Origin of the sequence: Rubellimicrobium rubrum, from assembly GCF_006152115.1 — a bacterium.
GTDB lineage: Bacteria > Pseudomonadota > Alphaproteobacteria > Rhodobacterales > Rhodobacteraceae > Rubellimicrobium > Rubellimicrobium rubrum.
This window is the reverse complement of record NZ_VDFU01000047.1, coordinates 1-18,074: the sequence shown is the minus strand read 5'-3', so window position 1 is coordinate 18,074 and position 18,074 is coordinate 1. Positions and strand designations below refer to the sequence as shown.

Sequence of the window (18,074 nt, the reverse complement as noted above, 5' to 3'; positions counted from 1 at the left end):
GACGCTGCGGCTTTAGCTAAGCGCGACAAGGAGCCGTAGCGACATCGCTCCTGCAGGTGCTAAGTTTTTTGTGCTGCTAGCAAGCGGCTGACACGGTCACGGATTACAATGGCGAGAAGCGACCTCTTGGTGTCCTTGGTGCGTGCGGCTGCGGCCGGCGATCGGGATGTCTTGAGATCCACGACCGAGGCCATCGCGGCTGACGAGCGCGCCAAGAACCATCACATCCTAGCCGACCGCCTTCAGCGAGCGCTGTCGACGGTGCCGGTTTCGCCATCGCCCCCCATCGTATCGTCGTCCGGCGCAGGCTCTGGTCGCGAAACGATCCTCGAAGTTCAGGCGCGTGTTCGACTGGAGGACTTGCTCTTACCTCTGCCTGCCCAGGAGGTCGGACGGCAACTCGTTGAGGAGCACGTCCGCAGCGATGTGCTGCGAGCTCACGGCTATGAGCCGCGCCACCGCGTGCTCCTGTCCGGGCCACCAGGCAATGGCAAAACATCGTATGCCGAAGGAATAGCCGAGGCGCTTGGCCTGCCTTTCTTTGTGGTCCGATACGATGCCCTGATCGGCAGTTACTTGGGTGAAACGAACACGCGCTTGCGCAAGCTCTTCGACTATGTCCGCACGCAGCCGAGCGTGCTGTTTTTCGACGAGTTCGACGCGATTGGCAAGGAACGAGGCGACACGCACGAGACCGGCGAGATCAAGCGAGTAGTGTCATTCCTCTTGATGCAACTCGATCAGCTCCCGAGCTATGTGATCGTGATTACCGCTAGTAATCATGCTGAACTCCTGGACCGGGCCGTCTGGCGGCGCTTTCAGATCCGTTTGGCCTTTCCAGCGCCGGATCGGAAACATGTTGAGGTGTTCCTTGACCGTGTGGTCTCGACTTGGCCACAGGTACCGAGGATGTCGGTTGAGAAGGTGGCTGCGCGTCTCGGGGCTGTCAGCTACGCCGAGGTGCTCGACTTCTGCCAGAACGTGCGTCGGCGGCACATCCTGGGGCTTGGGGAGATTGATGTTGACGAGTCGGTTGAGGCGGAGTTGGCGCTATGGGCGGCCCGGGTACGGCCGGAGGCTCTAGATGGCGAGCGATCCGACGAAGCCGCTGCTACGGCTGATCCCAAGCCGCCCAAGCGATCGTCCCGCCGGGGTAGCACGCTTTCCGCGTCCTCCTGAGGCCTTTTCGCAAGCCCGGCAGACTGCCTCTTTCTCGCCTAAGTTCGATCGTTTGGCCCAAGTTATGGCTCGTGACCCAGCCGGGCTAGAGCTGCGGGCCGATCCAACTGCCTTGGCACCGGAGCGCCTCTTAGTCTTTGAGGTGCGCGGCTCTGTTGGCACCTTCGCAGATGCCATCCGCCGCGTCCCCGGCCTAGAACTCATCGACGAAGAAGAGTTGGAAGCCGATGAGACGGACAAAACGCCTGCAGCCTACCTCATGGTCCCAGATGCACGGGCGCTTCAGCAGTTGCTGAGCCTCTGGCAGCGCTGGCTTCGAGGTGAGCTACAATGGGGCGAAACACCTTGGGGCACTGTCTTCAGCCTGCTGCGCGACTTGCGACCTTGGGGGCCGCAGGATCGGGTGCAGCCGTATGATGCTAGTGTTCTGGCCCAGGAGGTCACCGGGCGGCTGGATGATGACTTGGTTCGGCTGGAGGTCGAACTCGTTTTTCGCGCTTCGAAACGCGCCGGCCAAGCGCAAGAGGAGGCAGTTAGGCAAGGCGTAACAGCTCAAACGGGACAGGTAGTCTCGTCCTCCCGCATCGAGGACATCGCGTACCATGCCCTTCTGGTTGATCTTCCTGTTCGAGCACTGCGTGCCGTTATTGAACGGTCTGCGGATGGCATCGCCGGGCTAGAGCCCGTGATGCATATCCGTCCTCAGAGCGTTGCTAGCTCCATCGAGGTCGAGGAGGCGGAAGACGGCCCTGACGGCTTAGCCACTCAGGTTTTGGGAGAGCCCATCCTCGCCCTTTTGGATGGGGTACCTGTGGCTCGTCACCGCCTCCTAGCTGACCACCTCGTCGTCGACGATCCCTTGAACCTTGAACCCGCAACGCTGGTGACAGAACGGGTCCACGGCACCGCCATGGCCTCCCTCATCGTGCATGGCGACCGGAACCGGCCGGAGTCGCCTCTGCCTCGACGCATTCACGTCGTGCCTGTGCTCGGCCCTCGGGACGCCTTCCCTTCGGACCGGCTCATCATTGATGTAATCTACAACGCCGTGCTCCGAATGCGCGATGGCGCTGAGGCGACGGCGCCAGGCGTCGTCATCGTCAACGTATCCCTCGGCAACGCCCGACGTCCGTTCTCCGGCCAACTATCGGCTTGGGCCCGCCTGCTCGACCGACTGGCTTACCACTACGGCCTTCTGTTCGTTGTCAGCGCTGGCAACTGCACGGACGCCTTTCCCATCGAGGCGTTCGCAACACATACCCTGTTCGAGGATGCCGACCCAGCCCACCGAGCGCAGGAAACTCTGCGATCCCTCGGCAACATCGTCGCTGATCGCCGCCTGCTCTCGCCAGCCGAGACGGTTAATGGACTTACTGTTGGGGCATGCAATGAGGATGCGGTGGTGGCCGCAGACCGTAGGATCGCTCGAAGCATCGTGGATCCCTTCGGTGAGCATCGCATGGCCAATCCATCGAGCAGCCTGGGTCCGGGCTTTGCGGCCGCGGTGAAGCCAGACGTCCTACTACCCGGCGCGCGCGAGCACCTTCGCCTCGTTGCACGCCATGCCCACATCGAAGTCGCTCCTGCCCCTCCGACTCGGTCGGCTGGCTTACGTGTGGCGGCTCCGCCCCGAGGCGGAGTCGAGAACGCAGACGGGTTCACGAACGGCACGAGCGCGGCAACTGCGCTTGGCTCGCGAACTGCGCACCGCATCCACGACGCACTTGAAGCGACCTATGGTGCAACCTTCTCAGGGATGGCACCGCGTCAGCGAGCCGTCCTCCTGAAGGCGCTGCTCGCTCACACCGCAAGGTGGCCTGACACCACTGCCAACCTCATCCGGGATGTTATCGGTCCGCCGGATGGTCGGCAGCATGTCCGGCAGAAAGACAACATTCGCCGTTTTCTAGGCTTCGGCATCGTTGATCCCGACGATGCAGTGGCGTGTGCGGACGACCGCGCAACGTTTTGGGCTAGCGGAGAACTCGCACCTGATAAGGTCTGTGTCGTGAATGTCCCGGTGCCAATCGCGATGGGGGGACAGGCAGTACCGCACGCGTTGACGGCCACGCTGGCGTGGTTCACGCCCACAGCACCGGGCCGAAAGAGCTATAGGTCGGTTCGCCTCAAAATTATCGAGCCTAATAGCCTCGGCACGCTCGGTCTTAAGTCCCACCGCGACCAACCCGACGTCAACCAGACGAACCGCGGCACGCTCTTTATGCGGAGCTGGACAGGGAGCCGAGCGCCTGTTGTCGGGGCAGCCACGACTATACCGCTGACTATCCAACGCGATCCAAATCAGGGCGTCTCTATCGACGACCCCATTCCCTTCGGACTAGCTGTTACTCTGACTATGCCTGGGATCGCTGAGATTTACGAGCAGGTGCGACAGCGTCTTGGGCTGGGCCTGCGCGCGCCAGCGTGAGAAGGTGCCGCTCAGTGAGATGCCCGCATCCAATGGCGGCACCAAGCTAACTCGCTCTTCTGACTTCGCTCAACTCGTGAGTTCATTGCCGTTCGAACCGCAATCGTCTGAATGCCCGATCAAACAACGAGCCAATTCACGCCCGTCCACCGGATCCTACCGTCACGCACCTGCGTATAGTTAGAACCTGTTCTTCCAATGGTGCGATTTGGTAACTAGAGAAGGAGTTACTCACGTGGTTCAGAGTGCGCCGCCCGTCCTGTTCCTTCACATCGGATGGGCTCGGGACTAGGGTCAGGACCTGTAAACAGCTTGGAGCGCATCGATGCGGAGACCCCCCGTCCCGTGCTAGGCTTGGCTTCCAAGAGCGAACAGCAAATCCGAGGGCCGCATATACAGGATCATCAATCGCTTCACCTCCCATCCGGGCAAGCGCGACGAGTTGATCGCCGCGATGACCTCCGATGCGGGCAGCATGGAGGGGTACCACAGCTTCGTGGTTGCCCATGACGCAACCGATCCAGGCGTGATGTGGCTGACCAAGGTTTGGGAAAACAAAGACTTCTGGCAGGCGTCGGTGAACCGTCCCGGCTTCAAGGAGTCCATCGACGTAGCTATTCCGCTCGTGAAGGACTGGGGCACCACAGTCGAAACTGAAGTGGTGAAGGTGCTGCCCGACTGATGACCGGCAGGGCTGTCACCGACCGGGTTTATAGGTCCTGACCCTAGCCATCGTGTTCAATGCCTGTGCTTCTCCTAAGATGACGATCTTCCGCTACATCGCAGGCCGTAAAGCTTGGATCTCAGAGGAGGGGCATGTTCTTTCGTTCGAGCCGATGCCGGGCGTTGTTGCCCGCTTTTAATGTTCCGCTCCAACCCAGACCCACTAACCTCCGTGGTTTAATGTGCGTATATCTTTTTGACTTCAGCGCAGTTCTCTAGCTGATTGGTTGCACGGCTGGTGGCGCTGGCCAGACGCCAACGGCGAGGTCGGCGAGGGCCGCTCCACGGGCTTGTATCGCGATCTCATCCCAGTTCGGCTGCCCGACGATGGCCAGGTTGAGCGCAAGGAGGCTCTGGGCCAGCCACTGCTTCTTCGCTTCGACGGCTGAATTCGAGGCAGCGGCGTTGGCTGGCATCGTGACCAAGGTCAAGTTGCCAAGGGTGTGGATGAGAGCATCCCGAGCGGCGATCGCACCTGCCATAGCCTCATCTACCCCTGTCAGCTTATCGGGCGGCGCCAGTCGTCCATCGGGCAGCGGCCAGTGTGCCGTCCACGAGCGTGGCATGATATGCTCGATTGACATGTATAGTGGGCGAGGGGTCGAAACGGAGTATTTCGTGCGGGAGGCGCATTCCAGTTCCCAGAGGATGTCGGCTAGGCGGTCCTTGCGTGGAAATAATAGGTAAACCGGCTTGCGCTGCACTGCCGCGCGCAACTCAACGTCGTTGGGAAAGCGCACTGCATCGCCGCTCTGGCTGGCGAAGGCCCGTGCGAAGGTCTCTACCGACACGCCGTCAGCCAGCATAACCGACACCAGCCGCGCGAAGGTCTTGTTGAGGTTCTTGGGCGTCAGGCCGCAGATCGCGCGTCGTACAAGGTAGCTGTAGATCAGCCCATAGAGTTCGGCCTTGATAGTTGGGGAGGCCGCGGAAGTGGCGATCTTGAACACGAGCGGATAGGCGGTGGACACCTCCCAGACGTTCAGCTTCACACCCAGGCGGGCCAGGGCCTCATCGTTGCCCTTCTCCTCCTCAAGGGTCTGGTAGATGGGTGCGAATGTGGTCAGCGCCTCCAGTTCGGCCTCCACTGTGGCAAACCTCGGCTTGCCTTTCGGGCGGGCGAAGGCTCGGTACTCAGCGTAGAGTTCCCGCAGCGACGTCTCCTCGCCGGTCTGCGCGGTTAAGGCATGGCTGAGAAAGTGGTCGATCCGAGGCCGTCTGGGCTTGGCACGGGGCGCATCGGCTTTCCAGAATGGCGCGTCAAACGGCCGCCATTTGGTTTCGAACAACGCCTCGGCCGACTCCCCCTGCCCGGAGGCACGATGGAAGATGTTGTTACGCACAAGGTCCATCGCGAGTAGCGGCTCGGCTTGGCTGTTGAGCGTTTCGAAGATGACTTGCGCATCGTCGTTCTCTGCCAGGGTGATGACGACAAGCTTGAGGTGGTTGAGCAATGCTTCGAGAAGCGCGTTGAGCCGTCTCAAAGGCGCATTCGCACCCTCGTCAGTCGGTGCGCTGGCGTCCTCGTCAACATCCTGCAAGCCGGATCGAACGTAGGTGCGGATGCGCTCCGCAAAGAAGGCGAGCGCGATGACTGAAAGAGGTGCCCATCTCTGAATCACCTTGCCGTTCTGGAAGAACATATGCGGATGCTTCGCGCGTACCGCCGCGAGCCCACCCTCGATGATGAGGTGGAAGACCGCCCGGTCTTCCGGCGTGGGTACGAGCTTGAAGCGCGCGTCGGGATCGGTGTCGCCGCTCATGGGGCGGACGAACAAGTAGTTGGCGATGGCATCCCGCAAGCCTGGTACGCCTAGCTCCTCCCCAACCTCCCGCAGGGCCGCCAAGAAGAGTTGGAACGTGGTTAGGCGCTGCTGGCCATCGACCACTTGCACGCGGGGAGTCGCGCCGATGGTGAAGCCGTCCCCACCGGGTGCGAGGATCAGCGCGCCCATGTAGTGGCTAAACTTCGGCTTTCCGTCGAGTGCCTCGTCGGCCTTAGCAACCACGTCCTCCCAGAAGGGTTCAAGCCTCTTCTCGCGCCAGCTGTACTGACGCTGGTAGATCGGGACCACGAACCGCCGCTGGTCGCCCAGCACCGAGATAACGGGGTGGTCCTTCGCGTCCATCGTTTGGCCTCGTTACTGAGCATATCTACGGCCGTCACTGTAGAGAGCAGAACGCGAGGAAAGCTATGGCCCACGCATGTGGGCTCTGGTTTGCACAAATTGTGACTTGTTATCCGCCCGCTCGACGTAGGTGGATCAGGGGCTTAGGCTGTGCGTATGTCACGTGCGAAACCCGAGCCCGACGAGGGCGCCTCTGACGACCCTGCGCCTGTCCTCCGGGGCTATGCGAGGGTGAGCACGGACGGCCAGGCGCTCGGGCCGCAGGTGGAGCGGCTCCGGGCGGCCGGAGCGGCGAGGGTCTACCGTGAGACCGCCTCCGGCGCGAAGCGCGACCGAGCGCAACTCGCCAGGCTCTTGCGGGAGGTGCAGCCCGGCGACGTGGTGCTGGTGACGCGCCTGGACCGGCTGGCGCGGAGCACGCGGGATCTCCTGAACGTGTTGGGCGCGTTGGCTGAGAAGGGCGCCATGTTCCGCTCCCTTGCCGACCCTTGGGCCGACACCACGACGCCGCATGGCCGGCTCATGTTGACGGTGCTGGCGGGCCTCGCCGAGTTCGAGCGGGAGCTGATCCGGTCTAGGACGGGAGAGGGACGAGCCCGGGCCAAGAAGGAGGGCCGCAAGATGGGCCGGCCCTGCAAGCTTACCCCGCACCAGCAGCGCGAGGCTCGGGAGCGGCGGGACGCGGGCGAGAGCCTTTCGAGCATCGCGCGGAGCTACAACGTCCACCACGCGACGATCGGGCGGCTCTGCTCGTGAGGACCGGCTATCTCGGCCGGCCTCGGGGATGACGCGCCGAGGCTCATCCTGCTAGGAGAGGGACAAGGAGGGAGAGCCATGTCCCGGTCCCATCGCCACACGCCCGTGACGGGCTTCTGCGCCGACAGCGACAAGGCCTTCAAGGTGGCCGAGCACCGCCGCGCGCGGCGCGCGGCGCACGCCCTCGACCTGACCGAGGCCGAGCCTCCACATCGCTTCGCCTTCGGCAATCCCTGGGCCTCGCAGAAGGACGGCAAGTCGCGCTTCGACCCGGGCGCCTTCCCCAAGCTCATGCGGAAGTAGCGGGCCGCGTCGGGGAGCGCCTAGCAAGGCCGACCGGCGACCCGCCGTCCACCCTAGTCGCGGTCCCGGCCGATCAGCTCCCGGAGCGACAAGCCCCCCAGCGTCACGCCACGGCTCAGGCGGTCGAGGACCTCTGCGGGGCTCAGCCCCGAGAGGTCCAGCCGCCGAGCGGGCCCGTCGAGCTGACCTGCGCCGAGCCGGTCGGGGGCGTCGCCGGGGGTCGCGTCCGAGGGATCGCCTTGGGGGGCCTTGGGCCGCGTCGTCATGCCGTCCTGCCTCCCTCCGCGTCTCGGTCCTCCGACCCGATGGGCCAGCACCCCTCCATGTCGTCCTCGTCGAAGACCATCTCCGCCACGGCGTAAGGCGGGCCGTTGAACCAGGACGGGTCATCCTGGTGATCCGAAACCTTGATCGCGACGATGGTCCGGGTGCCCACGTCGGTGCAGCGCCACGTGCCCGTCTCGGTCTGGAACTCCCGGCCGATGGCGAAGTCGCCGTGCCTCATCGCTGCCGCAGGCCCGCTGGCCTGTCCTCAGATCCAACCCAGGAGCACACCTACGCCACCCAGGGCAAAGGCGCCGCCGGCCATGCGCGCGGTGGCGCGGCCGTGCCGGCCCACGACGGTGGCCGCCGCGTAGGCCAGCGCGAGTCCGGCGGCGTGCAGGAGCGCGGTCGCGGCGACGAAGCCACCCGCATAGGCGAGACCGGCTGCCGTCTCGGGCATCTCCGCCCCGTGGGCGTGACCGTGGAAGATGGCGAACACGCCCACGAGCGCCATGGCAGCGCTCAGCGGCATGGAGAGCCCCAGGGCCGCCACCCCGCCGATGACGACGGAGGAGAGTGCGATCCCCAGCTCGACGGCCGGCACGTCCACCTGCGCCACGCCCAGGCCGAAGCCCACCACCATCATGGCCACGAAGGCTGCCGGGACGAGCCACAGGGCACGCCCGCCCAGCACGAAGGCGAGCACCCCCACGGCCACCATGGCCAGCACGTGGTCGAGCCCGCCCAGGGGGTGAGCGAAGCCGTGCAGGAGTCCGGCCGTGGAGCCCACGCCGGTATGGGCGAGGGCGGCCGAGGGTAGAAGGAAAGCGGTGGCGGAGAGGGGGAGGAGCTTGCGCATCGGGGGTCCTTTCGGGATCACGCGTCCCGGGCTGGGGTGGCGCTCGCGGCCGGGTCCGACTTCCCGCCCAGCCCCGAGGGGACTAGCCGGGTCACGGTGGCGCGACCGCGCCAGGCTTGCACTGGCTTCCAGACCGCGAGCGTGGCGCGACCCTAGGCGCCCGTTGGGGGCAGGTCAAACTGGAGAGCGTGAACCGCTCCGGCCCCGCCAAGCGGCAGTCGAAAGCCTAGGCCCCTCTGCTCCTTGGCTCAGTTGCTGCTGGTCCCGCTGGTAGGCGCCAGGGCCTCCGCCACGGCCTCGTCCACGGGGACGCTGTCCGCGTCCAGGGGCGTCAGGTCCGGCGCTCCTTCGGGGGTGGGGTCAGCCTGAAGGTCGGCGATCAGGGCCCGCATCTCGGCGATCTCCTGCACCTGCGCTTCGATGATCTGATCGGCGAGGCGGCGCACGCGCGGGTCACGGATGTTGGCCTCGCTGCTCGTCAGGATGGCGATCGAGTGGTGCGGGATCATGGCCTCCATGTAGGCCACATCGTCGACCGTGGCCTGGCTGCGGACGAACCAGAGCGAGGCCACGGCGACCAGGGCCGCCGCTGCCAGGATCGCGATGTTCGCGGCCTTGTTCTTGTACATCCCCCACATGAAGCCGAGCATGATGAGGGCCATCACGCCACCCATCAGGAGCGCCATCCAGCCCCGGGTCTGGCTCCAGGCGATGTGGTCCCACTCGTAGGTGTTGAGGTACATCAGCACGTACATGACGAGGGTGGACACGACGATCATCAGGCCGAAGCGAGCATAGGACATGGCGGGCTCTTCCGTTGTTTTAGGAGCAGTAAGGGCAGGTCACGTCATTCGGTCGCGGCCGGGGGCTCGACGCCCATGCGCTCCAGCATGGCGTGCATGGCGGCGATCTCCTTCTCCTGAGTGTCGATGATCGCCTGAGCCATGGCGCGGGTCTCCTCGTCGGTGCCGTGCTCCAGCTCCACGCGGGCCATGTCGATCGCCGACTGGTGGTGCGGGATCATCATCAGGAGGAAGTCGGCGTCGGCCATGCCGGTGCTCTCGGCCGGCATGGCGGCCATCATCGCGTCCATGGCGTCCATCATCTGGCCCATGGCCATTCCGCCGTGGTCCATGCCGGCCATGGGGTCGCTCTCGGCCTCCTGGGCCAAGGCGATGCCAGCGCTGGCGGCGAGCACGGTGGCCGCAAGCAGGGGGGCAATGGTCTTCATGGGTCATCTCCTGTGGGATTGCGGTTGAAAGGGGCGGCCGTCGCGGCCGGGGGGTTCGGCTCCGGAGGTCGCATCTGCACGCTCCGGGCCGGGTCAGGAAAAGGGCCTAGATGTGGTCCCTGCAGTCACATGGCCCAGAGGACCATCCAGATTGCCATGCCGATCATGACCAGGTTCTCGGTCAGCGACACGAAGCCCAGCGGCACGTTCGAGTTGCCGCCCACGCAGGCGCACTTGAGCTCGCGGCGGTCGAGGTAGACGGCCTTGAAGACGGACACGGCGCCGATGCCACCGATCACCAGGGCCACGGGTGCCCAGAGCCAGAGCAGCGTCCCGGCGACCATCAGGAGGCCCACCAGCGCCTCGGCCCAGGGGTACACATAGGCGTAGCGGGGGTATCTCTGGGCAAGGAGGTCGTAGCCTAGGAAGCCGTTGCTGAAGGCCTCCACGTCCCGAAGCTTCTGAAGAGCCAGAAGCGCCGTGGCGAAGCCCAGGAAGAGCTGAAGCGTGTGCGTCGTGAGGAGCGCCTCCGCACCACCCATTGTGCCCCAGGCGACCGCCAGGGCCAGGGCGGCCGCCATCCCGAAGATGGCGAGAACCGGCGTGTAGGTCAGGGCCTTGGGGTCGGCGACCGCAAGCCCGAGGTGCCGGCGCAGGTCGTCGTGCCCGCCGATCCGCTCGCCGTCGATCCAGACCTGCGGCGTGGTCTTGACCCCGTGCTCGGCCTTGAAGGCGTCCTGCTCCTCGCGCGAGCGAAGCGGGTGGTCCTCCACCTCATAGCCATAGCGCTTCAGCAGGCCCAAGGCCTTCAGGCCGAAGGGGCAGATGTGCTCGGGCGTCACCATGCGGTAGAGCACGGCCTTGCGGGCCTGGCCCGCGACGGCGCCGTTGCCGGCGCCGGGGAGGTCAGTGGCGATGGTTGCCATGATGCGGCTCCTCTCGTGTCCTTAACGGCGGGCGCGGTCGAACAGGTCGACCAGCTCGTCGAGCTTCTCCTGGGTGGCGGCGGCATTGCCGGCCTTGATGGCCTCGCGGACGCAATGGGCGGCGTGGTCGCGCAGGATCTCGGCCTCGGCGCGGGCGAGCGCAGCCTTGATCGCCTGCACCTGGGTCAGCACGTCCATGCAGTACCGATCCTCGGCGACCATGCGGGCCACGCCCTGCACCTGACCGGCGATGCGGTTCAGGCGCTTCACCTTGGCCTCGCGGCGGGCTGGATCGTGGTCGTGGTTCATGAAGGCCACCTCATATACCTAACAGGGGTATATATACCTGTGGGGGGTATATGGTCTGCGATGGTGAGTTGTCAAGGGCGTGGCTGAGGGTGCCAAGGTGGGATGCTGGCCGCTGGGCTGCCCCTTCCGATGCCAGTGCTACGTGGGGGCCGTGGGCTGCTGTGGCCCCAACAGGGCGTGCCGGACTTGCGAGATGCCTTTGACCGGCTCTCCGTGTCGGCGGCCGAGGCCCCTGCCCCGCTCCTCACAACCTGAAAGGCGTTGCCTGCCCGTTCTCCCTCCGGCACTGTGGCCGGAAGGCCGCCTGGACTCACGGAGCGGCGCGATCGAGCAACCCAGGGGAGCGCAAGCCCAGAAAATACGAAGACCCGCCAGGGGCGGGCCTCATATCCGGCGGAGACGCTCGGAAAGCTCATCTGTGACAAGACAAGCTTCCCATGTCCTCCCCGGCTTTCGCAAGAGGTTTCTTGCCATGGCGGAGCCTTGCCCGCGCACAAGTTGGTGCTAGGGCCACGGCTCCCCCGTGCGTGGCCCCGCCTCTGTCGGCTCCCCGCAGCCGGAGAGGGATAGACAGAATGATGAAGACGATCGGGGCCGTCCTGGCAGCAGGGCCAGGAGGCTGCGCCGGAGGCGTCGGCCACGGCCGACGCGCGCGCGATCCCGTGCGGCGCGGCTCGCGCCTGGTAGGCACCTGCGAGGGCGCGTGGTGGCGACGCACGGACCGCCAGGAGGTGCGGCGCGTGCTCCTGGCCGCGCGCCGGTACGAGCTAGCCGGCCGCGAGCGGGGCCGGCGCAACGGCCCACTCGGGCATGTGGCGCTGGAGGTGCTGGAGCTGCTCGCCAACCTGGTGAGCTACCGCTCGGGGCGGCTGGAGCCTTCGTACGCCTACCTCATGCAGCGGCTCAGGCGGTCCAAGGATGCGGTGCACCGAGCGCTGGAGGCGCTCCGGCAGCACGGCTTCCTCGACTGGCTGCGCCGACACGAGCGCGTGGAGTTGGTGGAGGGACCGGGGCCGCGCGTGCGCCAGGTCAGCAACGCCTACCGTCTCTCCCTGCCGCCCCGAGCCGCGCGGCTGCTGGGGCACCTGCTGTCCGCGCCGCCGCTGCCCGAGGACATGGTGCAGGAGCAGGAGGACCGCGCCACGTGGCTGCGGGAGCATAAGGCCGCCCTGCCCCTCTCCGAGCTGCCGCTGGTGGAGGTCGAGGACGACCGGCTGGCGCGGCTTCTGGGCGAGCTTGGCCGCGCCGTCGAGGCGAGGGCGCGCCAGCAGGCTTTCCTTGGGAAGGAGCGCGAGTCCGCCCGGCAGGGAGAAACCCCAGCTAGACGCTAAGACAGAGCCAGACCGATGCAGAGAAGCGGGTGAGCGCACTCCCTGGCAGGCGCCAGAGCCCGATCCCTGTTCCCGGAGCCGCCGTCGCGCGGGACAAGAGAGCCGGAGCCCTTGGCTCCGCACGGGCGGCGCCATGCGCCGGGACCAGAGCCACGCGCAGCCGCAGGAGCGGCAGCGACGAGGCGAGCATGGCGAGGACCCACCCCTTGCGGGGGCAAGGGCGGAGGCTATCCCCGCAGCCAAGACGGTGGATTCGAGAGCAGGGATCACAGCCCCTGTTCCAGGTGAGCCCGAGCCTCTTAGGCTTCGACGCCCCTCAGGCGCTGCCACCAGGTACGCTGGCGCGGCTGAGCTTGGGGCTGGGGCACCGAAGCAGGTTCAGGGACCGGTGCCGGCGAGGGTTTCTCAGGCTGGTAGGTCAGCAGAGCCGTGAGACGGCGGCGCTCCTCCGCCTCGGCGTCGAGACGAGCGCGAAGGTCGCTCACAGTGTCCTGCTCTCGTGCCAGCATCTCACGTAGCATCCTAACTTCTAGCTCTAACTCTCCCGTAACGTTAGACTTCTCTGGGGTTTCATGGTCTAACCTGTCAGGGGTAACGTCACGGACGGGAGTTACAGCGGGAAACACGCGGTGCAGCTCAGAAGGGTCGATAAGGTAGCCGCCAGCTGGCGTCTTCTCGGCTGATATTAGGCCCTTCTTTATCGCCCGCGTGATAGTTGGGATACTCTTACCGGTAGCTTTGGCCGCGTTACCCGCAGTGTACTTCATCCCTGTAACTGCCCCTTTCATGTCCTAACTTGAGGACTTTCAGGCAGGGTAACATGGAAGTTCCTTCTCACAAAGAGAGGGAGGCTGAGCTGTCACGGCCTCTGAAACATGCAGGCAGCAGGGTAGCGTTCGCTGGCCTCGTACCAGGCCCCTCCAGTGGCGCGGCAGGTTAGCGCGGTCTGAGCCACGGCGCGGGGGACAGCGAGGGCGAGGAGCAGGACAAGTGCGAGGGGGATGCCGACCACCACGGCTGCGGGGTGAGTGCGCCAGCGCCCTTGGCGGGCCTCCTCGCGATCCATGGCACGGAGGCGCTCGCGCAGGAGCGCCTTGCCGCCGCCCAGCTCCTCCAGGACGCTCACGATCTTCAGGAGGTCAGGCCCGAGGGCCTCGCGCACGGCTTGGGCGGTGGCGCCGGCCACGCGGTCGGGGGAGGCTGCGACTTGCGCCGCTGCCAGCCGGTCGAGGGTTTCGGACTGCGTGTCGAGGCGGTCGGAGATGCTGGCTACCACCTGGCTCATGAGGTCGAGGGTCTCGTGCAGCGCCTTGTCGTCGTCGGCCATGGCCACCTCGCGCAGGTGAGGGTGGAAGGGTGATGGGGTATGGTTCAGGGGAGAGGGGCTGGCCCCGAGGTCGGGCCTGTCATGGCACGAACTCTCGTTGTGGAGCGGTGAGGCCGTAGAACTCCCGGTCCTCGTAGTAGCGCAGCTTGCCCGCCAGGATCACCGGCTGGCCTTGCACGCGCAGGAGCTGGACATGGGTGGGAAGCTGCATGACCTCGTCAGGGGTGAGGAGATCGCGCCCGGTGAGATGAAGCGTGGTGGAGGGCGGGTCCCCGGGCCGGTGGCTCGCGGTCTCGTAACCCACGGTGGCTTGGCCCATGAGTTGGCTCAGCCACTTGGCTGTCTCGTAGTCGTTCACCCCGAAGGCTTGCAGCACGCCGGCGTTGGCCACGAAGGTGTTGGCCCTCTGTCCGTAGAGGGCACGGAGCTGGCTCATGTCCTGGAGGATGGGCCAGAGCTGGAGGCCATAGCCGGCCATGAGCCCCATGGCGCGCTCGACGGCTTCCAGGCGGCCCAGGGCCGCGAACTCGTCAAGGAGGAAGAGCATGGGCTCCTTGAGGCGGGGCAGGGAGCCTGCACCACCCATCTCCGCGTCCCGCGCGATGTCCGCCAGCGCTTGGCTCACCAGGAGGCGCAGCCATCGGCTGTAGGCGTCGAGGCGGTTGGGAGGCAGCACCAGAAACACGGAGGCGACCTCGTGCCTGAGGGAGGCGAAGGCGAAGTCCGAGCGGCTCGTCGCAGCCACGATGCGCGGGCTGTCGAGGAAGTGGGTGTGCCGCTGCGCCGAGGAGAGGACGCCCGCGGCTTCCCGGTCGGACTTGCCCAGGAAGCGGTTGGCGGCGCGGGCGACTAGGCCTCCAGCCGCGTCGCTTCCCTGCATGAGGCTCAGCAGCTCGCGGAAGCGCTCAGGGGGCAGGGTGAGGTACTCGCGCACGCTGGCCAGCGTACGGCGGTCCTCGTCCTCGTGGCAGACCACGAAGAGGATCAGCCCCGAAAGGAGCGCCTTGGCCTCTTCGTTCCAATGCGCCTCGCCCGCCTCGCCGGGCGGGTCCACGACCAGGGCCTCCGCGAGGGAGGCCGCGTCCTCGCCCAGGTCGGGGCTTTCAGGATGGAGACGGTCGAGCGGGTTGTAGGCGGCCGAGCGCAGGCCCGTGACGCCGAAGGGGTCGAGGACGTGCACGGGGCCGAAGCGGCGGCGCGCCTCGCCGGCCACCCGGGCGTTCTCGCCCTTGGGGTCGATGACCAGGACGGAGCGAGGCGCGAGGAGGAGGTTGGGGATCACGGTGCCCACGCCCTTGCCGGAGCGGGTGGGGGCGAGAGTGAGGAGGTGGGCGGGTCCCGCATAGCGCAGGAGGCGGCCGGTCTCCGGGTCACGGCCGATCAGCAGGCCGGAGGCGGCAGCGCCGTCCTGCTGGCCTACCAGGGCCGCGCGTTCCTTGCGGCTGGCGAAGCGGGCGGAGCCGTGGGTGTCGCGGTCGGGGCGGCGGTCCCAGGGCAGGGGCACGCCCGTGCGCAGGGACCAAGCGTTGGCGGCGATGAGGCAGGTGAATCCACAGAGCGCGACCATGAGCGGGTCGTGCCACCAGGCCGCGTGGAGGAGATCCCCACCCAAGAGCCAGATCAGGAGAAAGCCGAGCAGGGCGCCAACCAGGATGGCGACAGCGAGGTAGACGAGGAGCCAGACGGCGAGGATCGGAGTGGTGACGAGGAGGAGGGCCCAACGGCTGAGGGCGCGGAGAGCGGGGGCGAGGCTGGGCACGCTCAGGCCTCGGCTGCGGCGCCGGGATCTGCGTCCGGCGGCTCACCAGCCGTTGCTGCGGCATCCTTCGGCGACCACCCTTCGAAGGCGCGGCGGTCCTGCTCGCGGGGCAGGTTCCGCACAAGCCGGTCGAGCATGGCGGCGGCCGTGGCATCCCGAGCCGCCAGATCGACCAAGGCGCCCCCGAGGATGACCTTGCGCCGGGTGTCGAGCTTGCGGGCTTGCGTGGCTGCTCTGTTCCTCAGCGCCTGGAGCCTGGCCTTGGCTTGGGCGTATCTCTTCTCCGCGCGCTCCAGCTCGGTCTCGGCCATGGTGCACTCTCCTTGGATGACACTAGCCTGGAGGTATACTCTCCCCTAGGTTGCAGGTTGAGACAAGGTGTGGAGGTCGAGCGTGGGCCCGCCGAGCGGCAGTGAGAAGGGCGCACTTATGCAAACCCTGCGGGTTTGCGTGCGGTCTCCCGGGGGCGGCGCTCCGCTCGCCCCCGCCGACGGCGTCCCCGTCCGCCGCTGCGCGCCGGAGCAGGAGGGCCACCCGGCCCTCCCGCACCCTCCCCAGCCAACGGGCGCTGTTGGATCGCGGCAGGTCGCGCCCCAGCTCGCCCCCGAAGCACTCAGCCCCGCCCTCGCAGAAAGCCGCTCGCCGCTGGGGCAGTCCCTTTGGATGCTTGGCATCCAAAGGGAGCCTATCCAGCTTAAGGCGCTCCGGCGGCCTCAAGGGGGCCGGGTCCTCGCGCCGCCGGGGGCGTCGCTGCGGGCCGCACCACCCCCCTTGACCCCGCCTCCTCGCCGGACGCGCTCGCGGGCCGCGGGCGAGGCCCCGCTCGGTGGCGGGGCCCGAGGCCGGCGGCAGAGGTGAGCGGCCGTGGCGAGCTACCACCTCAGCGTCAAAACCGTGCAGCGCTCGGCCGGGCGCTCGGCCACGGCGGCCGTCGCTTACCGTGCGGCCGAGCGCATCGCCTGCGAGCGCGAGGGGAGGGTGCACGACTACCGGGCGAAGCAGGGGGTGGAGGCGAGCTTCATCGTGGCCCCGGAGGACGCGCCCACCTGGGTCCATGACCGCCAGGCGCTCTGGAACGCGGCGGAGGCGCGCGAGACGCGGAGCAATAGCGTTACCGCCCGGGAGTGGGAGTTGGCGCTGCCGCACGAGCTGGACGCAGGAGGCCGGCGCCTCCTCGTGGAAAGCTTCGCCCGCGAGCTCGTCTCCCGCTACGGGGTGGCGGCCGACGTGGCGATCCACGCGCCGCACCGAGAGGGCGACCAGCGCAACTGGCACGCCCATGTGCTCACCACCACGCGGGCGCTCACCCGGGAGGGCCTAGCCGACAAGACCCGTGCGCTCGACGCCAAGCAGACGGGCGGTGCGGAGATCGCCCACATGCGGGAGAGGTGGGCGGAGATGCAGAACCGCGCTCTGGAGCGGGCGCGGGTGGCCGAGCGGGTGGATCACCGCAGCCTCGCCGTGCAGCGCGACGAGGCGCGCAGCCTGGGGCACGAGGCGCAGGCCGACAACCTGGACCGGGCACCCGAGGTGAAGCTCGGGTCTGTGGTGAGCGCTATCGAGCGACGGGAGCAAAGGGCGGCCGAGCGGGAGGAGCGCGAGTACGTGCCCCTCACCGAGCGGGGTGCCCAGGTGCACGAGGCGCGGGCCACGCGGAGCCTCTTCGCGGAACTGGCGCGGGTGAGGGACGCGCTCCGGGAGAAGGTGCGCCAGAGGGCCGAGGCCGCTCGCGAGACCTATCAGCACGTCCGCGAGGAGGGGGCCAACCGGGTGCGCGCGGGCCTCGCCGCGCTCCGGGCCGCGGCCGAGCGGCAGGGGCGAGGCCACGGGCTTGCGCAGGATGCTGGGCCTGGCCGGGAGGCCGCCCACTACGCCCAAGAGGGGCCGCAGCACGGGCTCGGGGCGGGTCTGCCGGCCCATGATCGGGAGCAGCCGGGGCCGGAGCGCAGCCTCGGCGCCGAGGCCATCTACGAGCGGCTCGAGGCCCTACGGGAGCGGGCACGGCCGGGCGTGGAGCAGGAGCGCGGGGAGCCGGCGTTGGAACGCGGCATAGACAAAGCGCGAGAGGAGCTGGCGCGGCTCAGGGCGCAGGACGGCAGCCGAGCGGCCCAGAGCCACGAGACCATCCGCGAGCGGCTCCGGGGCGTGCTGGACCGCGCCAAGCCGGTGGCGGCGGAGCGGGAGGAGCTCGGACAGGAGCACGCCCAAGAGCGCCAGGCGCACCGGGAGCACGAGGCCGAGCGGGAGGAGCACTGCCTCAAGCCTAGGGACCACGGGATCAGCTATGGGCTGTAGGGTGGAGAAGGACGCTGTGCCTAATGCGAGCTTGGTTCGATGGTGTGAGCGAACCTGAGCACTCGGAGGTGCGTATGAGCCTCAGGTCTGTAGGCTTCTAGCCATACGATGCTTCTGAGATTGCCGAGGCAAGATGTGAGTTGCATGCTGCCTTTGGGCTTAGGCTAGATGCGGCTGGTTTGGCTGACGCTGCGGCTTTAGCTAAGCGCGACAAGGAGCCGTAGCGACATCGCTCCTGCAGGTGCTAAGTTTTTT

19 protein-coding genes are annotated in these 18,074 nt (G+C 67.0%); 7 read left to right on the top strand and 12 right to left on the bottom strand.

All coding sequences use genetic code 11. The features are described 5' to 3' along the window. Window positions 1–171: 171 nt before the first annotated feature. The 3 genes from FHG66_RS20115 (at window position 172) to FHG66_RS20105 (ending at window position 4,289) form a co-directional block, all read left to right on the top strand. A complete protein-coding gene (locus FHG66_RS20115) occupies window positions 172–1,179 on the top strand; it encodes an AAA family ATPase (RefSeq protein ID WP_218013928.1) in 1,008 nt (335 codons plus the stop codon). Beyond that, complete coding sequence (locus tag FHG66_RS20110) at window positions 1,085–3,607, top strand: S8 family peptidase (RefSeq protein WP_218013927.1); 2,523 nt, start codon at window positions 1,085–1,087, stop codon at window positions 3,605–3,607. The genes FHG66_RS20115 and FHG66_RS20110 overlap by 95 nt, the downstream gene beginning before the upstream one ends. Window positions 3,608–3,998: 391 nt before the next feature. Continuing rightward, window positions 3,999–4,289, top strand: coding sequence for an antibiotic biosynthesis monooxygenase family protein (locus FHG66_RS20105; RefSeq protein WP_139078935.1), 291 nt, complete (start codon window positions 3,999–4,001; stop codon window positions 4,287–4,289). 256 nt (window positions 4,290–4,545) lie between these two features. Here FHG66_RS20105 and FHG66_RS20100 read toward each other — a convergent pair whose 3' ends face one another. Continuing rightward, window positions 4,546–6,429, bottom strand: coding sequence for a DUF262 domain-containing protein (locus FHG66_RS20100; protein WP_176556369.1), 1,884 nt, complete (start codon window positions 6,427–6,429; stop codon window positions 4,546–4,548). 186 nt (window positions 6,430–6,615) lie between these two features. Here FHG66_RS20100 and FHG66_RS20095 point away from each other — a divergent pair, with 186 nt between their 5' ends. Further along, the gene (locus FHG66_RS20095; protein WP_139078933.1) at window positions 6,616–7,215 is read left to right on the top strand and encodes a recombinase family protein; all 600 of its coding nucleotides are present in this window, start codon (window positions 6,616–6,618) and stop codon (window positions 7,213–7,215) included. A gap of 78 nt (window positions 7,216–7,293) precedes the next feature. Further along, window positions 7,294–7,518 (top strand): hypothetical protein, encoded by a 225-nt coding sequence (locus FHG66_RS20090; protein WP_139078932.1) that lies wholly within the window; start codon window positions 7,294–7,296, stop codon window positions 7,516–7,518. A 53-nt stretch (window positions 7,519–7,571) separates the two neighbouring features. Here the strand turns inward: FHG66_RS20090 and FHG66_RS20085 are convergent, their stop codons facing one another. From FHG66_RS20085 to FHG66_RS20055, 7 genes are all read right to left on the bottom strand, one after another. Beyond that, window positions 7,572–7,784 carry a hypothetical protein gene (locus FHG66_RS20085; protein WP_139078930.1) on the bottom strand — a complete coding sequence of 71 codons (213 nt, stop codon included), beginning with the start codon at window positions 7,782–7,784 and terminating at the stop codon, window positions 7,572–7,574. Next, window positions 7,781–8,023 carry a hypothetical protein gene (locus FHG66_RS20080; protein WP_139078928.1) on the bottom strand — a complete coding sequence of 81 codons (243 nt, stop codon included), beginning with the start codon at window positions 8,021–8,023 and terminating at the stop codon, window positions 7,781–7,783. Before FHG66_RS20080 ends, FHG66_RS20085 begins: the two co-directional genes overlap by 4 nt. Before the next feature lie 27 nt (window positions 8,024–8,050). Further along, window positions 8,051–8,641, bottom strand: a complete 591-nt coding sequence (locus FHG66_RS20075; protein WP_139078926.1) for a HupE/UreJ family protein — start codon at window positions 8,639–8,641, stop codon at window positions 8,051–8,053. 248 nt (window positions 8,642–8,889) lie between these two features. After that, window positions 8,890–9,444, bottom strand: a complete 555-nt coding sequence (locus FHG66_RS20070; RefSeq protein ID WP_139078924.1) for a DUF305 domain-containing protein — start codon at window positions 9,442–9,444, stop codon at window positions 8,890–8,892. 44 nt (window positions 9,445–9,488) lie between these two features. Then, entirely contained in the window at window positions 9,489–9,872 is a 384-nt protein-coding gene (locus FHG66_RS20065; protein ID WP_139078922.1) for a DUF305 domain-containing protein, read from the bottom strand. A gap of 125 nt (window positions 9,873–9,997) precedes the next feature. After that, window positions 9,998–10,798, bottom strand: a complete 801-nt coding sequence (locus FHG66_RS20060) for a MauE/DoxX family redox-associated membrane protein (RefSeq protein ID WP_139078920.1) — start codon at window positions 10,796–10,798, stop codon at window positions 9,998–10,000. A 21-nt stretch (window positions 10,799–10,819) separates the two neighbouring features. Further along, window positions 10,820–11,107, bottom strand: a complete 288-nt coding sequence (locus FHG66_RS20055) for a metal-sensitive transcriptional regulator (protein ID WP_139078918.1) — start codon at window positions 11,105–11,107, stop codon at window positions 10,820–10,822. 575 nt (window positions 11,108–11,682) lie between these two features. On the opposite strand from FHG66_RS20055, the gene FHG66_RS20050 reads away from it, so the two are divergent. Continuing rightward, window positions 11,683–12,438: a helix-turn-helix domain-containing protein gene (locus tag FHG66_RS20050; protein ID WP_218013926.1), complete on the top strand. Its 756-nt coding sequence runs from the start codon at window positions 11,683–11,685 to the stop codon at window positions 12,436–12,438. 299 nt (window positions 12,439–12,737) lie between these two features. Here FHG66_RS20050 and FHG66_RS20045 read toward each other — a convergent pair whose 3' ends face one another. The 4 genes from FHG66_RS20045 to FHG66_RS20030 form a co-directional block, all read right to left on the bottom strand. Further along, window positions 12,738–12,959, bottom strand: a complete 222-nt coding sequence (locus FHG66_RS20045) for a hypothetical protein (RefSeq protein WP_139078916.1) — start codon at window positions 12,957–12,959, stop codon at window positions 12,738–12,740. A 338-nt stretch (window positions 12,960–13,297) separates the two neighbouring features. Continuing rightward, entirely contained in the window at window positions 13,298–13,765 is a 468-nt protein-coding gene (locus tag FHG66_RS20040) for a hypothetical protein (RefSeq protein WP_139078914.1), read from the bottom strand. A 79-nt stretch (window positions 13,766–13,844) separates the two neighbouring features. Then, entirely contained in the window at window positions 13,845–15,524 is a 1,680-nt protein-coding gene (locus FHG66_RS20035) for a type IV secretory system conjugative DNA transfer family protein (RefSeq protein WP_218013925.1), read from the bottom strand. 2 nt (window positions 15,525–15,526) lie between these two features. Then, complete coding sequence (locus FHG66_RS20030; protein ID WP_139078912.1) at window positions 15,527–15,835, bottom strand: mobilization protein; 309 nt, start codon at window positions 15,833–15,835, stop codon at window positions 15,527–15,529. 553 nt (window positions 15,836–16,388) lie between these two features. Between FHG66_RS20030 and mobQ the strand changes: the two genes are divergently transcribed. Beyond that, window positions 16,389–17,819: a MobQ family relaxase gene (mobQ, locus tag FHG66_RS22715; RefSeq protein WP_281282977.1), complete on the top strand. Its 1,431-nt coding sequence runs from the start codon at window positions 16,389–16,391 to the stop codon at window positions 17,817–17,819. Window positions 17,820–18,074: the final 255 nt, after the last annotated feature.